Source organism: Donghicola sp., assembly GCF_025210255.1.
In the GTDB taxonomy this organism is placed as follows: Bacteria; Pseudomonadota; Alphaproteobacteria; order Rhodobacterales; family Rhodobacteraceae; genus Donghicola; species Donghicola eburneus.
The window spans coordinates 1-17,762 of record NZ_JAOARZ010000024.1 but is presented as its reverse complement, the minus strand read 5'-3'; the positions used below and the strand labels follow the sequence as shown (position 1 = coordinate 17,762).

The 17,762-nt window shown below is 60.7% G+C and carries 14 protein-coding genes and 1 pseudogene; 11 read left to right on the top strand and 4 right to left on the bottom strand.

The features are described from left to right. Window positions 1-88: 88 nt before the first annotated feature. On the bottom strand, window positions 89-1,384 hold the full coding sequence (glyA, locus tag N4A58_RS10855) for a serine hydroxymethyltransferase (RefSeq protein WP_072705123.1): 1,296 nt from the start codon (window positions 1,382-1,384) through the stop codon (window positions 89-91). A 165-nt stretch (window positions 1,385-1,549) separates the two neighbouring features. On the opposite strand from glyA, the gene N4A58_RS10850 reads away from it, so the two are divergent. Both N4A58_RS10850 and N4A58_RS10845 read left to right on the top strand, forming a co-directional pair. Beyond that, window positions 1,550-2,311 carry an NAD kinase gene (locus N4A58_RS10850; RefSeq protein ID WP_072705126.1) on the top strand — a complete coding sequence of 254 codons (762 nt, stop codon included), beginning with the start codon at window positions 1,550-1,552 and terminating at the stop codon, window positions 2,309-2,311. 41 nt (window positions 2,312-2,352) lie between these two features. After that, window positions 2,353-3,051 (top strand): DUF4396 domain-containing protein, encoded by a 699-nt coding sequence (locus N4A58_RS10845; protein WP_293709497.1) that lies wholly within the window; start codon window positions 2,353-2,355, stop codon window positions 3,049-3,051. Between the two features lie 51 nt (window positions 3,052-3,102). On the opposite strand, the gene prpE is transcribed toward N4A58_RS10845, so the two are convergent. Then, a complete protein-coding gene (gene prpE, locus N4A58_RS10840; protein ID WP_293709495.1) occupies window positions 3,103-4,995 on the bottom strand; it encodes a propionate-CoA ligase PrpE in 1,893 nt (630 codons plus the stop codon). 289 nt (window positions 4,996-5,284) lie between these two features. Beyond that, the gene (locus tag N4A58_RS10835) at window positions 5,285-7,564 is read right to left on the bottom strand and encodes an NADP-dependent malic enzyme (RefSeq protein WP_293709493.1); all 2,280 of its coding nucleotides are present in this window, start codon (window positions 7,562-7,564) and stop codon (window positions 5,285-5,287) included. 198 nt (window positions 7,565-7,762) lie between these two features. On the opposite strand from N4A58_RS10835, the gene N4A58_RS10830 reads away from it, so the two are divergent. The 6 genes from N4A58_RS10830 (at window position 7,763) to N4A58_RS10805 (ending at window position 13,500) form a co-directional block, all read left to right on the top strand. Further along, the gene (locus tag N4A58_RS10830) at window positions 7,763-8,158 is read left to right on the top strand and encodes a cytidine deaminase (protein ID WP_293709491.1); all 396 of its coding nucleotides are present in this window, start codon (window positions 7,763-7,765) and stop codon (window positions 8,156-8,158) included. Further along, window positions 8,158-9,462 (top strand): thymidine phosphorylase, encoded by a 1,305-nt coding sequence (locus N4A58_RS10825; RefSeq protein WP_293709489.1) that lies wholly within the window; start codon window positions 8,158-8,160, stop codon window positions 9,460-9,462. Before N4A58_RS10830 ends, N4A58_RS10825 begins: the two co-directional genes overlap by 1 nt. Continuing rightward, a complete protein-coding gene (locus N4A58_RS10820) occupies window positions 9,459-10,670 on the top strand; it encodes a phosphopentomutase (RefSeq protein ID WP_293709487.1) in 1,212 nt (403 codons plus the stop codon). Before N4A58_RS10825 ends, N4A58_RS10820 begins: the two co-directional genes overlap by 4 nt. Continuing rightward, window positions 10,667-11,677 carry an adenosine deaminase gene (locus N4A58_RS10815; protein WP_293709485.1) on the top strand — a complete coding sequence of 337 codons (1,011 nt, stop codon included), beginning with the start codon at window positions 10,667-10,669 and terminating at the stop codon, window positions 11,675-11,677. Before N4A58_RS10820 ends, N4A58_RS10815 begins: the two co-directional genes overlap by 4 nt. Beyond that, window positions 11,674-12,321, top strand: coding sequence for a uracil phosphoribosyltransferase (upp, locus tag N4A58_RS10810; protein ID WP_293709484.1), 648 nt, complete (start codon window positions 11,674-11,676; stop codon window positions 12,319-12,321). The genes N4A58_RS10815 and upp overlap by 4 nt, the downstream gene beginning before the upstream one ends. A gap of 66 nt (window positions 12,322-12,387) precedes the next feature. Continuing rightward, a complete protein-coding gene (locus tag N4A58_RS10805) occupies window positions 12,388-13,500 on the top strand; it encodes an SPOR domain-containing protein (RefSeq protein ID WP_293709483.1) in 1,113 nt (370 codons plus the stop codon). 2 nt (window positions 13,501-13,502) lie between these two features. Here the strand turns inward: N4A58_RS10805 and N4A58_RS10800 are convergent, their stop codons facing one another. Next, window positions 13,503-14,528: a hypothetical protein gene (locus tag N4A58_RS10800; protein WP_293709482.1), complete on the bottom strand. Its 1,026-nt coding sequence runs from the start codon at window positions 14,526-14,528 to the stop codon at window positions 13,503-13,505. Between the two features lie 349 nt (window positions 14,529-14,877). On the opposite strand from N4A58_RS10800, the gene N4A58_RS10795 reads away from it, so the two are divergent. From N4A58_RS10795 to N4A58_RS10790, 3 genes and pseudogenes are all read left to right on the top strand, one after another. Next, window positions 14,878-15,810, top strand: a complete 933-nt coding sequence (locus tag N4A58_RS10795; protein WP_293709481.1) for an IS5 family transposase — start codon at window positions 14,878-14,880, stop codon at window positions 15,808-15,810. 348 nt (window positions 15,811-16,158) lie between these two features. Then, window positions 16,159-16,536 (top strand): annotated as a pseudogene (locus tag N4A58_RS20935) (TniQ family protein); the annotation flags it as partial. A gap of 90 nt (window positions 16,537-16,626) precedes the next feature. Further along, entirely contained in the window at window positions 16,627-17,652 is a 1,026-nt protein-coding gene (locus tag N4A58_RS10790; protein WP_293709479.1) for a hypothetical protein, read from the top strand. Window positions 17,653-17,762 lie beyond the last annotated feature (110 nt).

The following is a 17,762-nucleotide window of genomic DNA, read 5'->3' as shown; positions in this document are numbered from 1 at the left end:
TTGCCTTCAAATACTTAAATAAAAAGGCCGCCCCGTAAGGCGGCCTGAAAACCAATCGAGCGCGCGGGCGTGCCCGCGCTCCGCTAGATTAGAGGTTCGGGTACATCGGGAAGCGTGCGCAGAGTTCTGCGACTTCGCCGCGGACCTTGGCTTCGACTTCGCCGTTGCCCTCTTCGCCGTTTGCAGCCAGACCGTCGACAACTTCAATGATCCATTTGCCGATCTGACGGAACTCTTCCTCACCGAAGCCACGGGTCGTGCCGGCGGGCGAGCCCAGACGGATGCCGCTGGTGATGGTGGGCTTTTCGTCGTCGAATGGAACACCGTTCTTGTTGCATGTGATGTGCGCGCGGCCCAGAGCGGCCTCGGTCGCGTTGCCCTTCACGCCTTTGGGGCGCAGGTCAACGAGCAACAGGTGCGTGTCGGTGCCGTGGGTCACGGTGTCCACGCCGCCCTTGTGCAGCTCGTCAGCCAATGCCTGAGCGTTCTTGATGACCTGCTTCTGGTACTCTTTGAAGTCGGGACGCAGCGCTTCGCCGAAGGCGACCGCTTTGGCCGCGATCACGTGCATCAGGGGGCCGCCCTGAATGCCGGGGAAGATCGCCGAGTTCACTTTCTTGGCGATGGCTTCGTCGTTGGTCAGGATCATGCCGCCACGGGGACCGCGCAGGGTCTTGTGGGTGGTGGTGGTCGCAACGTGCACGTGGGGGAAGGGGTTGGGGTATTCGCCTGCAGCCACAAGACCCGCAAAGTGCGCGATGTCTGCCATCAGGTAGGCGCCAACGCTGTCCGCGATTTCACGGAATTTCGCGAAGTCCAGCTGACGGGGGATCGCCGAGCCACCAGCCACGATCAGGGCGGGCTTGTGCTCGTTGGCCAGTTCCTGGATCTGGTCGTAGTCCACGTCGAGGGTCTGACGGGTTACACCGTACTGGACTGCGTTGAACCACTTGCCCGACTGGTTCGGCTTGGCGCCGTGGGTCAGGTGACCACCGGCATCAAGGCTCATGCCCAGAATGGTGTCGCCGGGTTTGATCAGCGCTTGGAACACGCCTTGGTTGGCCTGCGAGCCCGAGTTGGGCTGGACGTTGGCGAACTCACAGCCGAACAGCTGCTTGGCGCGGTCGATCGCCAGGTTTTCGGCGATGTCGACGTATTGGCAGCCACCGTAGTAGCGGCGACCCGGGTAGCCTTCGGCGTACTTGTTGGTCATGACCGAACCCTGTGCTTCGAGCACAGCAGCCGATACGATGTTCTCGGACGCGATCAGTTCGATCTCGTCGCGCTGGCGACCCAGTTCCTGACGGATCGCGCCGAACAGGTCAGCGTCGCGGGATTCCAGCGATTCAGTGAAAAAGCCATTGTCACGGTGAGGGGCGTTCATGGGTGCCTCCGAAGCCAAAGGATGTGATTGGCGCTGTTCCTATAGGAAAGTGTCACGAAGGCAAAGATCGTAAAACGACCTAGTGCATCTTGGCCGCGGCAATGCTGGCACTTCGGGGAAACTTGTGGTTGTTTCGGAACCGACCTCTCCTTCAGGAAACAGGGTATGACGATCCGAATTGCTTTTAGCGCCAGTTCCGCCCCGATTGCGCAATCCGCCAAAGAGGCTTTGGTGCGCCGTTATGGAGAGGTCCCTTTGGAAGAGGCCGATGTGATCGTCGCCTTGGGAGGCGACGGGTTTATGCTGCAGACCTTGCACGCGACCCAAGACCTGCCCGCGCCTGTTTACGGGATGAACCGCGGCACGGTTGGCTTTCTGATGAACGAATATTCCGAGGCGGATTTGCCCGGCCGTCTGGCGCGCGCCGAAGAAGAGATCATCAATCCCTTGGCCATGAAAGCTGTGACCGTTGACGGAGAAGAGCACGAGGCTTTGGCCATCAACGAGGTCTCTTTGATCCGGAATGGTCCTCAGGCGGCCAAGTTGCGAATCACGATCGACGGACGGTTGCGGATGAAAGAATTGGTCTGCGATGGCGCGCTGGTCGCCACGCCAGCGGGGTCGACCGCGTACAACTATTCGGCGCATGGTCCGATCCTGCCGATTGGCGCAGACGTTTTGGCGCTGACGGCGATTGCGCCGTTTCGTCCCAGGCGGTGGCGCGGGGCGCTCCTGCCCAAGCGGGCCGTCGTCCGGTTCGATGTAATTGATTCGGGGAAACGTCCGGTCATGGCGGATGCAGATTCGGCGTCCGTCACCAACGTCGCCTCGGTCGAGATCCACGTCGCGCCAGAAATCAAACACAAGATCCTGTTCGATCCGGGCCATGGTCTGGAAGAGCGCCTGATCCGGGAACAATTCGTCTAAGGCTTCCGTCGGCTTCCTGAAATATTTTTCAGGAGAGCATTTTGGACGGACTCGTGACGCCTTTGTCATCCCCGACGTTTCTCGTCACGTGGGGCTGCCTCGTGGTCGTTTCTCAGATCGTTCTGCAAATCGACCTCTATGGGAACAACAGTCACCTGATGTCCCTGATGAAGCTCGTTTGGAGCTTCACGGTGCTGTACTCGGGGCCGATCGGTCTGACGATCTACTGGTTCTCGGGCCGCAAAGAGATTTCGGATGACGGCGACTATCGCCGGGCCTTCCGGTCGGTTGCGCACTGCTATTCTGGTTGCGGGCTGGGGGAACTGACGGGTCTGCTGATCACCGTCGGCATTTTTGGGGCGAGCCAGTGGGTGGTCGTTCTGGTGACATTTATGCTGGCCTATGTAGCGGGCTATGCGCTGACAGTTGGGCCGCTGTTGCAAGACGGGGTCGGGCTGAAATCGGCGCTGAAGGACGCAGTGATTTCCGAGACGCCCAGTATTTTTGTGATGGAGGTTGTGGCGATCACTGTCGATCTGTTGGTGGCAGGCAACGCCGGACCGCATCAGCCGCTGTTCTGGTCTTCGTTGGTATTGTCGCTCAGTTGCGGTCTGGTGGCGGCGTGGCCGGTGAACCTTTGGCTGATCCGTCACGGCATTAAGGAATGCATGATGGACCCGCGGATGACTGATCACGGGGATCATCATGAGCATCACCATGGCGAGCGCGCCCACGGGTAAACGAAAAAGGCCACCCTGTAATGGGGTGGCCTTTGTCCAATCTTCGATGCCTTAGCTGGCCGGATAGCCGAGCGTTTTCAGAGACGTCGCAATCTCGTCGAGGATCGCGGGGTCGTCGATGGTGGCGGGCATCTTGAACTCTTCGCCGTCTGCGATCTTGACCATGGTGCCGCGCAGGATCTTGCCCGAGCGGGTCTTGGGCAGGCGGTCCACGACGACAGCCAGTTTGAAGGCAGCCACGGGGCCGATCTTGTCACGGACCAGCTTGACGCATTCCTTGACCACATCCGCGTGGTCGCGGTCGCAGCCGGAATTCAGGCACAGGAAGCCAAGGGGCAGCTGGCCCTTCAGTTCGTCCGCCACGCCGATCACCGCGCATTCGGCGACGTCGGGGTGGCTGGCCAGGACCTCTTCCATGCCGCCGGTGGACAGACGGTGGCCCGCGACGTTGATCACGTCATCGGTGCGCGCCATGATATAGAGGTAGCCGTCCTCGTCCTTCATGCCCGCGTCGCCGGTTTCGTAGTAGCCGGGGAAGGTGTTCAGGTAGCTCTTCTTGAAGCGCTCTTCGGCGTTCCACAGGTTCGGCAGGGTACCGGGGGGCAGGGGCAGCTTGATCGCGATCGCGCCAAGGGTGCCTGCCTCGACCGGATGACCGGCCTCGTCCAGAATTTGCACATCGTAGCCGGGCATCGGAACCGAGGGGCTGCCGAGTTTGACAGGCAGCTCTTCAATCCCCAGCGGGTTCGCGGCGATCGCCCAACCTGTTTCGGTCTGCCACCAGTGGTCAATGATCGGAACATTCAGCTTTTCCTGGGCCCATTCGATGGTCGCGGGGTCCGCGCGTTCGCCCGCCAGATATACGGCGCGCAGTCCGCTCAGGTCGTACTTCTTGATGAACTCGCCGGTCGGGTCTTCGCGGCGCACGGCGCGGAAGGCGGTCGGCGCGGTGAAGAACGATTTGACCTTATGCTCGTCGATGATGCGCCAGAAGGTGCCTGCGTCTGGGGTGCCAATGGGCTTGCCCTCGAACACGATGGTGGTGTTGCCGGTGATCAGCGGGCCGTAGCAGATATAGCTGTGACCCACGACCCAACCCACGTCCGATGCGGCCCAGAAGACTTCGCCGGGCTCGACGTTATAAATGTTCTTCATGGTCCAGTTCAGCGCGACCAGATGGCCTGCGGTGGGACGCATCACGCCTTTGGGTTGGCCCGTAGTGCCCGACGTATAAAGGATATAGGCGGGGTGATTGCCCTCGACCGGAACGCATTCCGCAGGCTCGACGCCGTATTGGAAGCCGTGCCAGTTGTAGTCGCGGCCCTCTTCCAGATGGGCGACTTCTTGTTCGCGCTGGAAAATCACGCAGAAGTCGGGCTTGTGCTGCGCCAGTTCAATCGCGCCGTCGAGCAGGGGCTTGTAGTGAACCACGCGGCCGGGCTCGATCCCGCAGGACGCTGCGATGATCGCCTTGGGTTTTGCATCGTCGATCCGGACCGCCAGTTCGTTCGCGGCAAAGCCGCCGAACACGACTGAATGGATCGCACCGATACGGGCGCAGGCCAGCATGGCCTCGAGCGCCTCGGGGATCATGGGCATGTAGATGATGACGCGATCACCCTTTTCGACGCCCTTGGCGCGCAGTGCACCGGCCAAGCCAGCGACGCGGTTGCGCAGTTCGAAGTAGCTGATCTCGCGCTTGGTGTGGGTGACGGGGCTGTCATAGATGATCGCGGTCTGGTCGCCACGGCCTGCCTCGACGTGGCGGTCTACGGCGTTCCAACAGGTGTTTACCTTGGCATCCGCAAACCACTCGTACAGGGGGGCATTGTCGTCGTGCAAAGCTTTGGTGGGCTTCTGGTCCCAGTCAATCGCCTCGGCCTGAGCCATCCAAAACCCCTCGGGGTCGTCCTGCCAGCTCTTGTAAATATCCTGATAGCCCATGCCGTGCTCCTCCAAATTCTCCTCCGCCAAAGTGCTAGGGCACCGAGGGGCGTTTGGGCAAGCGCGTTACCGTCAACATTGGGTCGAATTTGCAAAATGCCGCAGGTGCAGCATCATGTGGTTTGCAAACCCTTTTCAACTTTTCAGCTGTGCGGTCAGAAATCTGTCAATTTGCAAACCTCAGCCCCGTGGGGCTGCAAATCCGCGTGTGTTCAGAGAATCACCTGACCCTAAACGAGAACAGCACCGGCGGGCCGGTGCTGTCCATTGGTGAATTCGGGCTATCGGGTTAACCGTAGTGCGCTACAGGTGTTCCCGCGATCGCAGCCATGTTCAGCAACCCGCGCGAACTGATCGAGTGGTTCACGATATGGGCGCGGTTGCCCATGCCCATCAGGATTGGGCCCACTTCAAGTCCGCCGCCCTTCATCTTGAGGATGTTGCGCACGCCTGATGCTGCATCTGCATGGCCAAAGACCAGCACGTTCGCCGCGCCTTGCAGACGGTTCTGCGGGAACACGCGCGCGCAGAGCTCGGGGTCCAGCGCGGCGTCAATGTTCATCTCGCCTTCGTAGATGAAGTCGCGCGGCAAGCTGTCCAGAATGTCGATCGCGGCGCGGATGCGCTGGCCAGTATCACAGTTGGTCGAGCCAAATTGTGACTGGGCGCAGAGCGCGATGCGTGGGGTCAAGCCAAAGCGTTTGACGTGACGCGCCGCGCCGATGACGGACTGCGCGATCTCTTCGGGTGTGGGCTCCGAGCGGACGTGGGTATCCGCGATGAATAGCGGGCCGTCCTCTAGGATCATCATCGACAGGGCACCGTGGGGGCGGTGCTTCTTGCTGCCGAGGATCTGCTCCACGTATTTCAGGTGCCAGCGGTATTCGCCGAACGTGCCGCAGATCATGCTGTCTGCTTCGCCGCGCTGCACCATGACGGCGGCAATCGCGGTGGAGTTGGTGCGCATGATCGCTCGCGCCAGATCGGGGGTGACGCCGTCGCGGCACATAATCTGGTGATAGGTCTCCCAGTAATCCCGATAGCGCGGGTCGTTCTCGGGGTTCACCAAATCAAAGTCGCGTCCGTGGCGAATGTTCAGGCCCATACGCTCGCAGCGCATCTCGACCACTTCGGGGCGACCGATCAAGATCGGTTTCTCGGTGGTTTCTTCGAGGATCGCTTGGGCGGCACGCAAGACGCGCTCGTCCTCGCCCTCGGCAAAGACGATGCTGCGCGAGGCCGAGCGGGCGGCGTCGAACACGGGGCGCATTAGCAGAGCGGATTTGAACACGGACTGGTTCAGACGCTCTTTGTAGGCCTCAATATCATCCAGTGGTCGGGTCGCTACGCCGGTTGCCATCGCGGCCTTGGCAACCGAGCTGGAGACGACGCCTACCAAACGCGGGTCGAACGGTTTTGGGATCAGGTAGTCCGCGCCAAAGGTCAGCTGCTCGCCCTGATAGGCGGCGGCAGCCTCTGCGCTGGTGGTAGCGCGGGCAAGGGCGGCGATGCCGTCAATGCAGGCCAGCTGCATCTCGTCGTTGATCTCGGTCGCGCCCACGTCCAGCGCACCGCGGAAGATGAACGGGAAACACAGGACGTTGTTCACCTGATTGGGGAAGTCGCTGCGGCCCGTCGCGATGATCGCGTCAGGGGCCACTTCGCGTGCCAAATCGGGCAGGATTTCGGGGTTGGGGTTCGCCAGAGCAAAGATGATCGGCTGCTTGGTCATCTTCGAGACCATCTCGGGCTTCAGCACGTTCGGGCCCGACAGGCCAAGGAACATATCCGCGCCATCAATCACGTCTTCCAAAGTGCGCAGGTCAGACTTCTGGGCAAAGGCTGCCTTCTGTGGGTTCATGTCCACATCGCGCCCTTCGTACACCAGACCATGAATGTCGCAGAGCCAGACGTTCTCGCGTTTCACACCCAGCTTCAGCAGCATGTTCAGACAAGCTATACCTGCCGCGCCGCCGCCGGTCGAGACGATCTTGATGTCTTCGAAATTCTTGCCCGCCACGTGCAGCGCGTTCGTGGCGGCTGCACCGACAACGATCGCGGTGCCGTGCTGGTCGTCGTGGAAGACGGGGATGTTCATCCGCTCGCGGCAGATTTTCTCGACGATAAAGCAGTCGGGGGCTTTGATGTCCTCGAGATTCACGGCGCCAAACGTCGGCTCCAGCGAGCACACGATGTCAGCCAGCTTCTCGGGGTCGCTTTCGTTTACCTCGATGTCGAAGGCATCAATGTTCGCGAACTTTTTAAAGAGGACGGCTTTGCCTTCCATCACGGGCTTTGATGCCAGCGCGCCGATATTTCCCAGGCCCAGAACTGCGGTGCCGTTTGAAATCACTGCCACCAGGTTGCCCTTGGATGTGTAGCGGGCGGCGTTCTGCGCGTCTTCCTTGATCTCGAGGCAGGCTTCGGCGACGCCGGGCGAGTAGGCGCGGCTCAGGTCGCGGCCGTTGGCCATCGGTTTGGTTGCGCGAATTTCAAGCTTACCGGGCTTGGGATGTTCGTGATAAAACAGAGCTGCCTGACGCAGCGTTTCATTCTGTTGCTCTGACATGACGCGTCCCCTTTGGGAATTTTTGTTTAGCGTTAAACTATTTTCTGTCACGTTTAAAGATGGCGAATTGTAAAACCTTCGCCGCACTGCCGCAAAAAGGCGGTGACGTGGCGTGGTTCCGCCGGTCAGGCACTTGCCAATTTCGGTGCGACACGGTTCACTGCCTTTGACCATTTGATCAAACGGTGGAGAGCCCCGATGTCCCTGCGCGATGATGCGATGAAAGTGCGTGAAAATGCCTATGCGCCCTATTCGAATTTCAAGGTCGGGGCGGCCGTTCGGGCCAACGATGACATCGTGCATCAAGGCTGCAACGTCGAGAATATCGCCTATCCCGAGGGGACCTGCGCCGAAGCGGGCGCGATCGCGGCCATGTGCGCAGCGGGCGGCAGCCGCGACATCGCCGAGGTTTATGTGATCGCGGACAGCCCGACGCCCGTGCCGCCCTGCGGTGGCTGCCGTCAGAAACTGGCCGAGTTTGGCAAGGTCGATACGCCGGTGACGCTGGCCACACTAGATGGCGCGGAATTCAAAACCACGATCGGAGATTTGCTGCCGGGCATGTTCGACGCAAGCCACATGGAACGCACCTGATGGACACCCGCGGTCTGCTGTCTGACCTGCGGGCGGGCCGTGTGCCCGCGCCAGAAGACCTGCGCGCCTTTGCGCTCGGGCTTGGCACTGGCGAGGTCAGCGATGCACAGGCTGGCGCATTTGCGATGGGCGTATGTCTTGGCGCGCTGGGGCAAGAGGGGCGCGTCGCGCTGACTTTGGCCATGCGTGACAGCGGCGACAGTCTGCAGTGGAATTTGAACGGGCCGGTGCTGGACAAACACTCGACGGGCGGGCTGGGGGATTGCACCAGCCTGATCATCGCGCCTGCGCTCGTGGCGTGCGGGGCGTATGTGCCAATGATCTCTGGCCGCGGGCTAGGGCACACTGGCGGAACACTGGACAAGCTGGAGGCGATCCCCGATCTGCGCACCGATCTGTCCGAGGCGCGATTGCGCCGTCAGGTCGCAGAAGTGGGCTGCGCGATTGTCGGGGCAACGGGGCGCATCGCGCCTGCGGACAAACGGCTCTATGCGGTACGGGATGTGACCTCGACCGTGGATAGCCTTGATCTGATCACGGCCTCGATCCTGTCCAAAAAACTGGCGGCAGGGCTTGGCGCACTGGTGCTGGATGTAAAGTGGGGCACGGGCGCGTTCATGACATCGCCCGAGGCCGCGCGAGACCTAGCGCAGTCTCTTGTGAGCACCGCAAATGCGGCTGGGTGTCCAACGACTGCCCTGATCTCTGACATGAACCAACCGTTGGCCTCCGCCATGGGTAACGCTTTAGAAATTGCCGAGGCGATGGCGGTTTTGACAGGCGCTGCGCGTGGGCCGCTCTTTGATCTGTCCTGTGCTTTGGGCGCCGAGGTTTTGGTGTCTGGCGGATTGGCACAGACTGTCGCGCAGGGAATCATCCAGATGCAAACCGTGGTCACCAGTGGCGCAGCGGCCGAGGTTTTCGAGCGGATGATCGCAGCCCAAGGCGGGCCGCGCCGATTCGCCAGCGAGTGGGCTGCCTTGTTGCACGAAGCGACCGTGATCCAAGAGGTGTACACGCCCGAGGCGGGCGTTGTGACTGCCATGGACGGCAAGGCGTTGGGGTCTGCCGTAGTCGCATTAGGTGGCGGCCGGTTGGTCGAGACGGATCAGGTCGACCCATCAGTCGGAATATCGGACATGGTGCGGTTGGGGCAGCGGCTGGATCGCGGCGCCCCAATCGCTCGCATCCATGCGCGGACCGAGGCCGAAGCAGACCGCGCGGCGCAGGTTGTGCTTGCGGCGGTGCAAATCGGCGAAGCGGTCGACCCCGCGCCTTTGGTTGTCGAGAGGATCACCGCATGACCCGCGCATTTCTGGTGGTAATGGACTCGGTCGGGATCGGCGGCGCGCCGGATGCGGATCAATTCTATAACGGCGATCTTCCGGATGCCGGCGCGAATACCCTGGCGCATATCGCCGAAGCCTGTGCCGCTGGCCGCGCCGAAGAGGGACGGAGTGGACCGCTGGCGTCGCCCGTACTGGACGCGCTAGGCTTGTCTGCCGCGGTTCAATTGGCAAGCGGCGCACGGGCAGAGGGTCTTGGCGCAGTGCCTTCTGGTCTGTGGGGTTCGGCGACCGAGATCAGCCGTGGCAAGGATACCCCGAGCGGCCACTGGGAGTTGGCGGGGGTGCCAGTGCCTTGGGACTGGACGTATTTTCCCGACACCGTTCCTGCGTTTCCAAGTGATCTGGTCGCAGAGGTCGCCAAAGCGGCGGGCACCGATGGTATCCTTGGCAACTGCCACGCGAGCGGGACAGCGATCATCGACAAACTGGCCGAAGAGCATATCCGAACCGGACAGCCGATTTGCTACACCTCTGCCGACAGCGTGTTCCAAATCGCCGCGCACGAAGAGCATTTCGGTCTAGAACGTCTGCTAAAGCTGTGCGCGGACATCGCGCCGATATTGCACGAGATGAAGATTGGCCGCGTGATTGCGCGGCCGTTCATCGGAGATGCCGCAACAGGCTACACCCGCACGACCAACCGCAAGGATTTCGCGCTCGCGCCGCCAAGCCCGACCCTGTGCAATTGGGTCAGCGGGGCAGGGCGCGAAGTGATCGGCGTGGGCAAGATTGGCGACATCTTTTCAATGCAGGGGATCACCCAACTGCACAAAGGCAGCGATGCGCAGCTGATGGACCATCTGGACCGGCTGGTTGATGATGCGCCCGAAGGCAGTCTGACCTTTGCTAACTTTGTCGAGTTCGACAGCCTGTATGGCCACCGCCGCGACGTGTCCGGCTATGCCCGTGCGCTGGAGTGGTTCGACGCGCGGATTGGGGCGATCTTGCCGCGCCTGCGCGAGGGCGACTTGCTGATTATCACGGCCGATCATGGCAATGATCCAACATGGCACGGCACTGACCACACTCGTGAAAGGGTGCCGGTGCTGGGCTATGGCCTTGGGCCGAAGCCTATCGGACAGGTTGCTTTCGCCGATGTGGCTGCCAGTATCGCGGCACATTTGAATGTCCCCGCCCAAGGGCCGGGAAGGAGCTTTGTATGACAGAAGAAGAGATGGAACATCCGCCAGTCAACCTGCCCAAGGTCGAACTGCACACCCACATCGAAGGGGCCGCGCAGCCGGGCTTTATCCGCCAACTGGCGTTCGAAAAGAAAACTGACATCAGCGGGATTTTCGACGCGCGCGGGGCCTACAAGTACAAAGGGTTCCTCGAATTCCTACAGGTCTACGAGGCTGCGACCACGGTTCTGAAATCCCCCGAGGATTTTCGCCGCCTGACCTTGTCGGTGCTCGAGAATGCTGCTGAGAATGGCGTCATCTATATGGAGAGCTTCCTGTCGCCCGAATTTTGTGGCGGGGCGGACGTGGGCGCGTGGACCGAATACTTGCACGCCATTCAGGACGGTGCTGCCGAGGCTGAAAAGAAATATGGGATCGCCATGCGCGGCGTCGTGACCTGCATCCGCCATTTCGGACCGGACAAAGCCAAGCTAACCGCGATCTGCGCCGCCGAAACAGCCGGTGATTTCGTGACCGGCTTTGGCATGGGCGGCGATGAAAACGCGGGCCACCAGCGGGACTTTATGTGGGCTTATGACTGCGCCCGCGAGGCTAGGTTAGGCCTGACCACACACGCAGGTGAGTGGCGCGGCCCCCAAGAGGTGCGCGATGCCATCGACGATCTGAAAGTCACCCGCATCGGCCACGGCGTACGCTGCATCGAGGATATGCGACTCGTCGAACATCTGGCCGAACGGGAAATCACGCTCGAGGTTTGCCCGGGCTCAAATGTCGCGCTTGGCGTGTACCCCGATCTAAAAAGCCACCCGATTGAGCGGCTTCGCGCTTATGGTGTGAAAGTCACGGTATCGACTGACGATCCGCCTTTCTTCCACACAACGATGCAGCAAGAGTACGCCGGACTGACAGAAACCTTTGGCTGGGACACCCGCCATTTCAAAGAAATAACCCTCAATGCCGTTGCGGCTGCTTTCTGCGATGCAGCCACCAAAGACGCGCTGACCAAACGACTGGAGGACGCATTTTGATCGACCAATCCAACCCGCCCCACCTGACTGTCGTCGATCACCCGCTGGTCCAGCACAAGCTGACCCATATGCGCAAAGTGGGAACACCCACAGGTGTCTTTCGGCAACTCCTGCGCGAGATCAGCCAGCTCTTGGCCTACGAGATCACGCGTAATCTGGAGATGACCAAAGAGACCATCGAAACCCCTTTGTGTCCGATGGAAGCGCCGGTTTTGGATGGCAAGAAACTGGCCCTGATTTCAATCCTGCGGGCAGGTAATGGCCTGTTGGACGGCGTTCTCGAACTGGTACCCTCTGCGCGCGTCGGCTTTGTCGGACTGTATCGCGATGAGGAAACACTGGAGCCGGTGGAGTACTATTTCAAGGTGCCCGAAGCGATGGGCGAACGTCTGGTGATTGCCGTGGACCCCATGCTGGCAACCGGAAACTCGGCCGTCGCCGCCATCGATATGCTAAAGAAGGCAGGGGCCAAGAACATCCGTTTCATGTGCCTTTTGGCTGCGCCAGAGGGTGTGGAAACAATGCGCAAGGCGCACCCTGATGTTCCGATCGTCACAGCCTCGCTGGATGAGCGTCTGAATGAACACGGATACATCGTTCCGGGTCTTGGCGACGCCGGAGACAGGATGTTTGGCACTAAGTGATGTGGTAGTTATTGCGTTACCCCCAACCACTGTGCAATCTGTGCACAGTGTTACTGGGGGTTTAGAATGAATAAGCTCTTTGCGGCTGCCACCGCATGTTTGCTGTCCTCGGGTGCTGCTCTGGCGCAGACACCCGTCAACTTTCCGCCCTCTGATTTCGAGGGACGCCAGTTCGTTGACAACAAAGGCTGTGCCTACATTCGCGTGGGCGTCGGCCCGACTGTGGACTGGGTGCCTCGTATGACCCGCAACCGTGATCAGGTTTGCGGGCTTCAGCCAACTTTCCGCACGCCGACCCAAACGGTCGAGGCACCTGCAGCCCCCACACCCACCCCGACGCAAGCCAAGCCCGCGCCGCAGCCTGCCCGCGCAGCAGCCGTGGCCGAGCCCGCGCCGACACCTGCGCCCAAGGTGGCGCGCGCCAAGCCGAGCCCAGCGCCTGCGCCCACGGTCTTCTCAGGCCCCAAGACAACAGCACCTGCCACAACGACTCGCACGTCGCGTGATGCGCCGATGGCAACAGTTGCCAGCACGGTAGTGGCACGCCCGACGGTTGCTGCGCCAGCGACGGTTCTTGCGCCGACATCCGTCACTTCGGGGCAGGCGGTTAGAACCGCTGCTGCCCCTGCGCCTCGGCCCACGGCTGCGACCAGCGTATGTCCCGAGCGGCAAGGCGTGAGCGCGCAATACACCAACGCCGATGGTGTGCGCTGCGGCCCGCAATCCGCAGCTCCGGTCAAAGTTCTAAGCGTTGGTGGCGCCAACCAGCCGCTGCCCACTCCGCCAAAGGGCTACGTCCGCGTGTGGCAGGATGACCGCTTGAACCCGTATCGCGGCCCGCGCACGGCTCAAGGCAACGCGCAGAGCAATCAGGTTTGGGATACTAAAACGCCGCGTAACCTGCGCTCTGATCGCACAGCCCAGGCTGTTCAGGTCGCAACGCCTGCGCCTACTGTCCCCCAAGGGGCAGGCCGCTACGTACAAGTGGCGACATTCTCGGTCGCGGCCAACGCTCAACGCACCGCTGGCCGGTTCCAAGCTGCAGGGTTCCCCGTGCGAGTGTTGAACATGCGGAATGGTCAGCAGGTGGTGATGGTCGGCGCTGTCCCCGGCGGCACGCTACAACAGACACTCGCCTCCGCACGCAAAGCAGGTTTTTCGGACGCCTATATCCGCTGAGCTTATCGCTGGCAGATGCCTTGAATGCTTATCCAGTCCCCGTCGCTTAGCAGTTGCGGGGACATTTCATTTGCATAGGGGTCACGCGCGATCAGCGTGTCTGTCGTCGGGTCCTCTGATCCCAGAACACGTGCATAGGGTGTCGTCGCGACGCCTTTGTCCTTGAAGGCTGCGATCAGGCGGTCGGCGTCAATCGGATCTGGCGCGGCACTCAGGATATACTCGGCATAGGCATCCAGCGCGCTGGTCGGCAGGCTGCCTGTGGTCAGCAGTTGCGTGACGGCCAGCAGATTGCTGTGCTCCAGAACTGCGGCCAGAGGGTCCTTGCGTCCTGCGCGCAGCTTTTCTGCCAGAGCAAAGCCTGCCATGACGTTCGGATCTTCGTAATCCTCGACCAGCGTTTTGTGCAGCAGGATCGCGCCGCCCGGTAGGTGAAAGGCGCGGCGGGGTCCGCCTGGAATGATCATCAGCCTGCGCCGCGGCGTAGAGTCCAACAGCTTGGCCCCCAGCCGGTTCAGAGCAGGTGCCCCAAGGCTGTCGCGGCATTCCGGACCGGTGATCCGCATGACGCGGTTAACCAGAGCGGTGCCAATCTCGGCCCGCTTCACGCGGGGCACGACGTTGGTCGCATGGGCTCGCAAAGCGTCCGGCAACCAGAGCGTCGAGAGTGCGATCAGCCCCGCAGCAAGCGCGGTAAGGAAGCCCCACCGCAGACGTCCCTGTTTCGGGCGGGACCGATCGATTGCACTACGCAACTTTTCGATCGCCTCGATCATCATGATTTCATCGGCGGCAATTTCGAGCGTTTCGCTGGGATCGCCATCGGGATGGTAGACCGCGGGCAAGACGCCGGGGTTGGCGCGTTCTACCGCAGGAATGGACCAATGAGTCAAAGGACGGCTTTGCATGTCCATGATCACAATAGTTGCGTCACCCAACGACACCACGACATTGTGCCGCTGGGATTTTGGGTTTTCACGCCATATCCCAACGGCTTCTAGCCGCTGATATTCCTTGAGTGCCGTCATGAGTGCCCGATTTCTTGGTTTTCCAAGCGATAGCACGGGTTACAAAGCGCCGTCTATGCCGGTCAACCTGCCTTTTGATCCGCCCTCTTTGTCTTTGGATCGCGCATCAGGTGCAAGAGGGAGTGTCAGTTACACCTTAATTTTTCCAAAGCGCCAAAATGGCCCATTGAAATCATTGGATTTTCTCTGATGGGTAATAGCGTCAGCTTTCCAAATTCCACCGTACCTTTTCCAAGGCCTCCGGTCTGGAATGCGAAAACTATAGGAAATAGTTTTTCCTAGGATCGGCTTTGTTGCGCAAATCGGTTGAGGGATTCACCACATGAATCCAGCATGATAGCTGGATAGCATGAGCAGTTGGACCCCTACGAAGTACAAGACCACAAATTGGTCGGCTTACAATGAAGAACTGAGGCGGCGCGGTTCGCTGACGATCTGGTTCGATCCCGACATGGTGTGGAAGCCCCGTCCGACCGGGAAACGTGGGCGGCAGCCGAGTTTCAGCGATGCCGCGATCCAGACTTGCTTGACCATGAAGGTGCTGTTCGGCATGCCGCTGAGACAGACGACAGGCTTCATGCAGAGCCTTCTTCGGCTGGTCGGGATGGACTGGGCCGTGCCGGACTTCAGCACCCTATGCCGCCGCCAGAAGACCCTGAACGTCAGCATCCCCTATCGCGGCGGTACAGGTCCACTGAACCTACTGATCGATAGCACCGGCATCAAGGCCGAGGGTGAAGGCGAGTGGAACGCTCGCAAGCACGGAGGCCCCAAACGACGTATCTGGCGCAAAATACATATCGCCATTGATGAGGAAACGCTGGAGGTGCGGGCCGTCGAGGTCACGGGCAGAAAAATCGGTGTCGCACCCGTCCTGCCTGACCTGCTCGATCAGATCCCGGCAGACGAAGAGATCGGATCCGTGACTGCCGACGGCGCCTATGACACCCGCAAATGCCACGAGGCAATCGCTGCCCGTGACGCCGCTGCTGTCATCCCGCCCCGCAAGAACGCGAAGGCGTGGAAACCGACAAGCTCTGGTGCCGTCGCTCGAAACGAAGCCCTGCGCGCCTCAAAGTATCTGGGTCGTGCCATCTGGCGACGGTGGAGCGGATACCACCGCCGGAGTCGCGTCGAGGCCAAGATGAATTGCATCAAGCTGCTCGGCCAATCCCTGATGGCCCGAGACTTCGACCGCCAGGTCGCAGAGCTGCAAGTGCGTATCGCCGTGCTCAATGGCTACACCACCCTCGGCTTACCCGTCACAGAGCCCGTAGGATAGGTCCGTCCGGGGGAAAGGGGAGCCACGCTCAGACCCCGATTTGTGCAACAGCGCCGCTTTAGGGCCGGTCAGGCCAGAAGTCGCGTTCGATCACCCCGACTTTGCAAAGGCGCTATCTGCGCATTGCCGACCTTGGACTGTCAGAAATGCTGCGGGAGGCCTCGAAAGTCCGGTCTGGTGAAGCTGCACACCGCGACTGGTCGCCGGACGTCTGGCACGTATGGGCCGGTTGTAATGGATGGGATCACACTCCGGCGATGAGACAATAAGTGCCTAGGAAGTGGATGACCATTTGCATTCGTTTTTCTCTGGCATATCTGGGAGTAAGCCTCAGAAGATCGACTGACCATGCTCGCACAGCCCCCCTCAAGAGAGACCGTCGCATCCTGGATCTCCCGTCGCGCTGCCCACTTCTGGGTGGATGCTACAACGTTTTGCGTGGACAAGGGCACGTCGCTCACGGCAGTTCTCCAGAATACGGATGATGCTATCGCAATCCTCGCCGAGCATGGAGAGGAGCTCCCATCGGACATCCGAGCTTGGTCACCGCAGTTGGTCGGCAAGGGAACAAGGGTGTTTAGGGGGCATAGTTTCCCGACCAAAGATCTTCAAACGCCAGTCATGCGCGGATGCCCGCAGTGTTTCAGGGAGGACTTTCAACAGACCGGCGAAATGAAGATGCGAGGGCATTGGCTGGTCCCGCATGTGTCGGTCTGTTTCATCCATCAAAGTGCGCTGATTCCGTTGTGGCGCGAGCCAAGCCCACTCAAGAGGTTCGACAGTGCGCCTCTTCTTGAGGCGATCAAAGACAATATCTTGTCCGGGAGTCTCGACGGCAATCCGCGGAAGCTGTTCGATTTCGATCAGTGGATCGAGGCCCGATTGGCGGGCACCGAATTCCCAGCGAGTTGGCTGGATGGGCATCCGCTACACGCAGCCTCCAATTTCTGTCATCTGCTTGGTGCGGCACGATTGCGCCTTGAGGATATTCCCCAGTCACGCATCGCACCAGAGGACCGCCCGGTCCTCTACGAAATGGGTTTTCAAGTCGCCCGTCACGGAGAGGATGCCATCCGGGACACCTTCGTGGAACTGCAGCGCAAACCCGGCTCTCCGCATGATGGACCGAAGGCCATCTTCCCAAAGCTCTACGAGCGGCTCGCCTACGATTACAAAGACCATCCAGACTATGCACCGTACCAGAATATCCTGCGGGAACATATGGCCACGACATGGCCGCTGGGGCCTGGCGATGAGCTTCTTGGCCAGCCTGTCACAGAGCGCCGGTTGCATTCCGTTCGTACGGCTGCGCAGGCGATCGGGATCGACCAGCGGCGTCTGCGCAAGGCTTTGGCCGCTGCGCAAATCGTGCCTGAAGCAGACAAGGGGAAACCTGATGCATGGGAAGTCTTCGATGCCATAGCGGCCCAGCCCATTCTGGCAAGTTTGACCGAGCTCATCACGGCAAAGGACATGGCTGTCGCCATCAACGCCACGCGCTCACAATTCAACCTGTTAGTCGAGGACGGCGTTCTGGCGCCCGACCTCGATGCGACAGATGTGAAAGCGGTCTGGCACCCGGCTCAGGGGCAGAGATTTCTGGACAGTCTCTTGATCGGTGCCCAGCAGCTCCGGCAGGCACAGCATGGCTGGGAGCATATTTCCAAATCGGCGCAGCGCCTGAAAGTGCGGCCGATCGAGATCATCGAAGCGATCCGAGATGGCCGCATCACACGGGTCGGGAACCGCATGGAATGGGAAGGCTACGCAGCCATATATGTGTACCACGATGACGTCGTCTCTGCCCTGCGTCCTGACCCTTCTGTATCCCGGATCTGGTAGCGTGGTCCCGTCACGTGTCCCGGCCAGGACCCGCGACGGGGTGGTGCACGACGTCTGACCCTTGTGGCATGACCACGTTTCTTAGCCTGTCGGCACCGCCTCTCCTTCAT

What these genes read in the sequence shown, in the direction of transcription:
- N4A58_RS10805 (WP_293709483.1), top strand. Translation starts at nt 12,388, where the DNA reads ATGAATAAGCTCTTTGCGGCTGCCACCGCATGTTTGCTGTCCTCGGGT.
- N4A58_RS10795 (WP_293709481.1), top strand. Translation starts at nt 14,878, where the DNA reads ATGAGCAGTTGGACCCCTACGAAGTACAAGACCACAAATTGGTCGGCT.
- N4A58_RS10825 (WP_293709489.1), top strand. Translation starts at nt 8,158, where the DNA reads ATGGACACCCGCGGTCTGCTGTCTGACCTGCGGGCGGGCCGTGTGCCC.
- N4A58_RS10850 (WP_072705126.1), top strand. Translation starts at nt 1,550, where the DNA reads ATGACGATCCGAATTGCTTTTAGCGCCAGTTCCGCCCCGATTGCGCAA.
- glyA (WP_072705123.1), bottom strand. Translation starts at nt 1,384, where the DNA reads ATGAACGCCCCTCACCGTGACAATGGCTTTTTCACTGAATCGCTGGAA.
- N4A58_RS10800 (WP_293709482.1), bottom strand. Translation starts at nt 14,528, where the DNA reads ATGACGGCACTCAAGGAATATCAGCGGCTAGAAGCCGTTGGGATATGG.
- N4A58_RS10820 (WP_293709487.1), top strand. Translation starts at nt 9,459, where the DNA reads ATGACCCGCGCATTTCTGGTGGTAATGGACTCGGTCGGGATCGGCGGC.
- N4A58_RS10835 (WP_293709493.1), bottom strand. Translation starts at nt 7,564, where the DNA reads ATGTCAGAGCAACAGAATGAAACGCTGCGTCAGGCAGCTCTGTTTTAT.
- prpE (WP_293709495.1), bottom strand. Translation starts at nt 4,995, where the DNA reads ATGGGCTATCAGGATATTTACAAGAGCTGGCAGGACGACCCCGAGGGG.
- N4A58_RS10830 (WP_293709491.1), top strand. Translation starts at nt 7,763, where the DNA reads ATGTCCCTGCGCGATGATGCGATGAAAGTGCGTGAAAATGCCTATGCG.
- N4A58_RS10815 (WP_293709485.1), top strand. Translation starts at nt 10,667, where the DNA reads ATGACAGAAGAAGAGATGGAACATCCGCCAGTCAACCTGCCCAAGGTC.